The 5,508-nt window shown below is 69.9% G+C and carries 6 protein-coding genes; 5 read left to right on the top strand and 1 reads right to left on the bottom strand.

The features are described from left to right. The 4 genes from VF697_RS08895 to VF697_RS08880 form a co-directional block, all read left to right on the top strand. Nucleotides 1-770: hypothetical protein (locus tag VF697_RS08895; protein WP_331093241.1), on the top strand; the 770-nt coding region annotated here is incomplete at its 5' end. Nucleotides 771-920: 150 nt separating this feature from the next. Further along, nucleotides 921-2,144: a cellulase family glycosylhydrolase gene (locus VF697_RS08890; protein ID WP_331093239.1), complete on the top strand. Its 1,224-nt coding sequence runs from the start codon at nucleotides 921-923 to the stop codon at nucleotides 2,142-2,144. A 103-nt stretch (nucleotides 2,145-2,247) separates the two neighbouring features. Beyond that, nucleotides 2,248-3,093, top strand: coding sequence for an ankyrin repeat domain-containing protein (locus tag VF697_RS08885; RefSeq protein WP_331093237.1), 846 nt, complete (start codon nucleotides 2,248-2,250; stop codon nucleotides 3,091-3,093). Between the two features lie 78 nt (nucleotides 3,094-3,171). Beyond that, the gene (locus tag VF697_RS08880) at nucleotides 3,172-3,780 is read left to right on the top strand and encodes a DUF433 domain-containing protein (RefSeq protein ID WP_331093235.1); all 609 of its coding nucleotides are present in this window, start codon (nucleotides 3,172-3,174) and stop codon (nucleotides 3,778-3,780) included. Nucleotides 3,781-3,931: 151 nt separating this feature from the next. On the opposite strand, the gene VF697_RS08875 is transcribed toward VF697_RS08880, so the two are convergent. Then, entirely contained in the window at nucleotides 3,932-5,230 is a 1,299-nt protein-coding gene (locus VF697_RS08875) for a hypothetical protein (protein ID WP_331093233.1), read from the bottom strand. A 124-nt stretch (nucleotides 5,231-5,354) separates the two neighbouring features. Here VF697_RS08875 and VF697_RS08870 point away from each other — a divergent pair. Further along, nucleotides 5,355-5,508, top strand: a 154-nt coding sequence (locus tag VF697_RS08870; protein WP_331093243.1) for an AAA family ATPase, incomplete at its 3' end; no start/stop codon positions are given.

Below are 5,508 nucleotides of genomic sequence, written 5' to 3'. Positions count from 1 at the left end.
CCGGGGCGCGTGGGGCAGCGCGGCGCGGCTCCGTCCGTGCTAACTCCCGGCCCCCCATGTCCTCCACCGCCTCCGAGCCCCAGTCTTCCTCCGCGCCCCAGCACGTGCGGCGCGTGGCGCTGCACGCCGTGGCCTCCGGCCTCACCCCCCTCATCCCCGTCCCCTTCCTCGACGAGTACGCCCTGCGCCGCGTGCGCGAGCAGATGGTGCGCTCCATCCTCCGCGAGCGCTCGCTGTCCGCGACGGATCGCACGGTGACGGTGCTCGCCGGCCTCCACCCGCGCGAGGGCAGCCGCCTGCAGCAGTTCGCCAGCAAGGCCGCGCTCTTCTCCCTGCGCCTGGCCTGGCGCAAGGCCTACCGGCGCCTGGCCACGGCCCTCTGGGTGAAGGACTGCGTGGACATGGCCTCGCTCTCCCTGCACCACGGCTACCTCCTGCAGCACGCGCTGGAGCGGGGAGACCTCACCGCCACCACCCTCACCGAGGACACCGCGCGCCGCGTCCACTCCGCCATCGACGCGGCCAGCAAGGAGCTGGACGCGCGGCCGGTGAACCAGGTGCTGCGCCGCCTCTTCCTCGGCAGCCGGCTGCTGCTCGACGAGCTCGCCAAGGCCCTGGTGCTGTGGAATGGCGCCCCCCGCACGCCCACCCAGGGCGAGGAGCAGGAGGTGGCCTCCCTCGCCGAGCGGCTCGCCGCCGCCATGTGGGAGGAGCGCGGCTACTTCCAGTCCCTCGAGTCCCTCTACGCCCGGCACCTCCAGGCCCGCTGAGCCGCCCCTCCTCTCGCGGAACGTCTCCTTCCGGAAAATCCGGAATACCCCCTCTTCTTGACGGAAACGGGAATTCCGGAACATAACGCGCGAAATGGAACGGCGGTGGCACCGCATGCGCCCCGCCGCGCCCCCCACCGGAAGGAAGCCATGCGCCCCCTGCTGCCCCTCGAGAAGCGCCACGGCCTGCGCGCCCTGGTCCTGTTGCCGTTGCTCGCCGCCTGCGGTGGCGGCGTGGAGCCCGAGCCCACGGCCGCCCCCGAGACGGGTGTGCGGGAGTCCTCCCTCATCCTCGGCGCCAACCGCTATGGCGTGGTGACGGGTGGCATCTACAACGCGGGCGCCCAGCCGCTGAGCGACGCCAACGCGCGCGGCCGGTTCTTCTGCGAGATGCGGCAGCTCAACACGAAGTGGCTGCGCATCGAGGCCGGCTGGCCGGGCGTGTCCAACACCACCTACCAGCAGATCGTCTCGGACGCGCACGCCAACGGCATCAAGGTCATCGTCCTCTACACGCACCCGCAGTTCTGCGGGGACCCGAACAGCGGCGTGGCGCGTGACACGTACATCAACGACTACCTCAACAAGGTGAAGTCGTGGACGGCCACCGTCTTCACCGGCACGGCCAAGGCGGACGCCATCGAGGTGATGAACGAGCCGAACCTCACCGGCGTGTGCCCGGACGGCTCGACGCGCTTCCGGGTGGAGCCCAACACCTTCGCGTGGACGGTGCGCCGGGTGAAGGAGTGGAAGGTGGCCAACGCCCGCACGGAGCTCATCATCTCGGGCGGCATCCTCAACACCTACACCACCGAGCAGTTCTGGCCCGGCCTCTTCAACTCGGCGGCCCTCACGGCCTACAAGGGCAACCCGCCCTGGGACTACTTCGGCATCCACCCCTACAACCCGTGGAGCTACGACTGGAACTGCCTCAACAGCGGGGGCGGCTCGGCGTGCTTCGGCAACTACAGCTCCGGGTACAAGTACACGCTGCGCACGGGCCTGCAGACGGTGCAGAGCAAGCTGAACACCGCCACGGGCGTCACCAACAACCGGCTCTTCGTCACGGAGTTCGGCTTCCAGGAGCGCGGCTCGGTGACCGCGCCGGACAACGCCGTGCGCAACGAGGCCGAGGTGGCCGAGGCCATGCGCATCTCGGCCGAGTCCTTCGGGGACTCGGGCGTGGTGGACTACGCGCTCTGGTACACGTACCGCAACCACACGGACGGCTCGGGCAACTTCGGCCTGCGCAACTGGTGGAACGGCTCCACGCACTACCCCTCCAAGTGGGAGCCCTGGCACGAGTTCCAGAAGCTCTCCAAGGGCCTCACCGCGCGCACCGGCGACAGCCCCGACGCCTGCTGGCTGCCGTGAGTCGCACCCGGGGTGCGAGGTGGAAACCCCAGACGGACCGCCTCGCCCCTTCCGGCATAGACTCCCGGGGGGACACCCTGGGTTGTCCCACCTGGGAGGATGCATGGCCGACCTCTTCGACGCCATCCGCCGCGGAGACCTCGCCGCGGTGGAGGCCCGGCTGGACGTAGAACCGAAGGCCCTCGGGCGCGGAGATGCCCAGGGCATGACGGCCCTGCTGTGGGCCGCCTTCCACGGACACGCGGAGCTGGTGCGCGCGTTGCTCGCGCGCGGCGCGGACGCGAGCGTGAAGGACCCGCGAGGCGCCACCGCGCTGAGGTTCGCGGCCGAGCGCGGTCACCTGGAGGCGGTGCGCGTCCTCGTGCCCCTGGCGGGCCCGGACGAGCGCGGCGAGGCGCTGCGGCACGCGGTGAGCGCGGGCCGGGTGGAGCTGGCGCTCTACCTGGTGGACGAGGCGGGCGCGGCGCTCGAGTACGGCGGGACGGACGGCAAGACGCCCCTCACCTGCGCCACCCTCTCGGGCCACGGCGCGCTGGCCGAGGAGTTGCTGCGCCGGGGCGCGAACGTGGAGGCGCGCAGCTCCACCTTCCTGGCCGGCGAGAACCGCGAGGACTCCGGCTGGCACCCGCTGCACTACGCGGCGGACCGCAGGCACCCGCTGCTGGTGCAGCTGCTGCTCGATGCGGGGGCCCAGCCGGACGCGGAGACCACCGAGGGCACCACGCCGCTGATGCTCGCGGTGCACCGGGGGGACGAGGACATCGTCCGCCTCCTGCTGCGGGCAGGCGCGGATCCGCTGCGGCAGAACGCGCGCCACGTCACCGCCTTGTCCCTGTCGCGCCTGCACGGCAAGCCGGACATCATCCGGCTGCTGGAGACACGCATCAACGACTGGCCGCTCGCGCCGGTGCTGCCCTTCTCGCAGCGCCCGCGCGGCGGCCGGAACTAGCGAGGTCGAAGCGCGGGAGGTTGCAACAGGCCCGGCCCCGCTCATAATCATGACCGGGGGTCGGTCATGTTTTTGGGAATGGATTTCAGCAAGCACCCGAACGAGCGCCTGTCTCTCAAGGAGACGGCCCTGCTGGCTGGCGTTTCCGAGAAGAGCATCCGGCACGAGCTCGCGGACAAGGTCGTCCAGCCCCGCCGTGCGGAGGGAAGGAGGCTCTATTTCGGAGTGGAGGATGTCTTCTACCTCCGGCTGATCGCGCAGCTGCGGTTCGCGCTCACGAAGGCGGATCGGAAGCATCTCTTCATCCTCCTGACCTCCAACAAGGCCGAGCAAGGCCCCTGGAGGTGGAAGACCGATCGGCTGACGCTGACGGGTCGTGTCCCCACGGAGCTCTGGACGACGGAGGTGGCGCGCGAGACGTCCGAACGTCTCAAGCTCTTCCTCCGCGGAAAGCGTCGTGTGGTCTCTGGCCCCGACACCCTCGGGGGCGAGCCCATCTTCGAGGGCACTCGCATCTCGGTCCGCCACGTCGGTCAGCTCGTGAAGAAGGGCGTTCCAGAAACCGAGCTGCTCGAGGACTTCCCAGCGCTCCGCAGAGGAGACTTGAAGTTCGCCCGCATGTTCGTCGAGCTCGGTCGTCCACCGGGGCGTCCGAAGAAGCTCAAGTTCCTCCGCGACAACGGATGAACTTCCTCATCGACGAGAATCTCTCCCCCACGCTGGTGCACCTGCTGGGCGGCTCCTCGCGTCCGACGAGTCCCTCGTCAACAAGGTGATCGAGGTCACCGGGGTGGGAAGGTTCAAGGTCCGCGACCTCCCACCTCCGTGAGTCCCCCGACTACTGCGTCATGTAGAAGAGGCCCAGGCACATCTCGTCGCCGGTGCCCTCGCCCCAGTTGGCGTCCACCGCGCCTGGCGCGCTGTTGTTCCAGTGGCACTCCAGGCCGATGGCATCCCCCGGGTTCACCACCTTCGGCTGGGTGAAGGCATAGGCCCCCTGCCAGTGGAAGTCCCACCGGGGGATGTCGAGCATGCACTCGCGAGCGCCCGACCTGCGCTGAATCTCCAGCCGCGCGCGCGTGCCCATCGTGTGCATGTGCAGCGCGGCGGTGTGCACGGTGATGGGCTTGTCCTTCTGGAAGACGCCGCCCGTGAGCTGGCCGAGGTAGGGCGTCGGGTCGAGTGCCCAGCCGTGCGTCACGTCCGCCTGGCCGGCGGGGATGTTCATGGTCCTCTTGGTGACCCAGTCAGGGTTGGTCCAGGGCTGCACGAAGGCCACCTTGTCCACGGTGGCGTCCACCTTGAAGGCCACCGAGGTCTGGTCGGCGACGGGCTCCCCGTGGTCATGCCCCGCGTGGCCCGTGTTGTAGTGGACCTGGAGGACGACCTTGGAGCCCGGCAGCACGCGCAGGCCCGTGCCCGCGGGGTAGTCCGAGCCCGCGCTGCCCGGAGCCCACGAGCCGAGCCACGCCGTCTGGCCCCCGTTGAGGCCCGGCCCGCCGAAGCACGTGTAGCCCGGCCCCGGCTCGTTGGCGTCCAGCGCCTGGGCGTCGGCCACCTGGGCGGGCTCGGCGAGGTACGCGATGACGTGGTGGACGATGCCCATGTTGCCCGGGTTCGCCCGGAAGCCCGTCACGTAGCGCGTCGCTCCGTTGTCCGGCCAGTCGAGCACGAAGCAGCGGTAGTCGTCCGGAGTCTTCCCCGGCGTGTACGCGGTGGGCATTCCCAGCGTGACGTCCACGCGCGAGATGCCGCCCGTGCCGGGCGGGGGAGTCTGGGGCGCATCGGCCGGCTTGCCCTCGGGGGCTCCGGCGTCCACCCAGCCGGTGAGAAGCGCGAGCTGCTCGTCCGAGAGCGAGCGATCATCCGTGTATTGCGCGCAGTCGGGCGAGGGCGGCCAGGGCGGCATGTGGCGCGCCAGCACGGAGGACTTGATGGCCTCGCGCTGCGCGTAGGCCTGCGCGTACGTCTGGAGCGCGAAGGGCCCGATGCCTCCCTCCACGTGACAGCCACCGCACTTCTGCACCACCAACGGGCCCACGTTCGCGTGCCACGAGCCAGCGGGCACCGGCTTCTCGTCGCACGCCACCAGGACGGCCGCACACAGGAGCGCGCTGGCTCCGAGCATTCGACGCATGAGGGGACTCCTCCTTGAAGGGGAGGGCATTGTCCACGGTCCCGTCCGTCGCGTGGACGCCATCCACGCGACGGGCGCCACAAGTGGACAGGATGTGCTGGGGGAACTCTGTTAGAAGGCGAGCATGATCACCTCGCTCGAGGTCGAGAACTTCCGAGGAATCGAGCGGCTGTCCGTCTCCGGGCTCGGCCGCATCAACCTCATCATCGGGAAGAACAACGCCGGAAAGACGGCGTTGATGGAGGCGTTCGGGGTAGTGGAGGATGCGGAGGATGCAG

Source organism: Archangium sp., from assembly GCF_036388035.1.
In the GTDB taxonomy this organism is placed as follows: Bacteria; Myxococcota; Myxococcia; order Myxococcales; family Myxococcaceae; genus Archangium.
Note: the sequence above shows the minus strand (reverse complement) of the source record. Positions and strands in the feature narration are given on the sequence as shown.

Coding starts and splice junctions, on each gene's coding strand:
- VF697_RS08890 (WP_331093239.1), top strand. CDS start 921: ATGCGCCCCCTGCTGCCCCTCGAGAAGCGCCACGGCCTGCGCGCCCTG.
- VF697_RS08885 (WP_331093237.1), top strand. CDS start 2,248: ATGGCCGACCTCTTCGACGCCATCCGCCGCGGAGACCTCGCCGCGGTG.
- VF697_RS08880 (WP_331093235.1), top strand. CDS start 3,172: ATGGATTTCAGCAAGCACCCGAACGAGCGCCTGTCTCTCAAGGAGACG.
- VF697_RS08875 (WP_331093233.1), bottom strand. CDS start 5,230: ATGCGTCGAATGCTCGGAGCCAGCGCGCTCCTGTGTGCGGCCGTCCTG.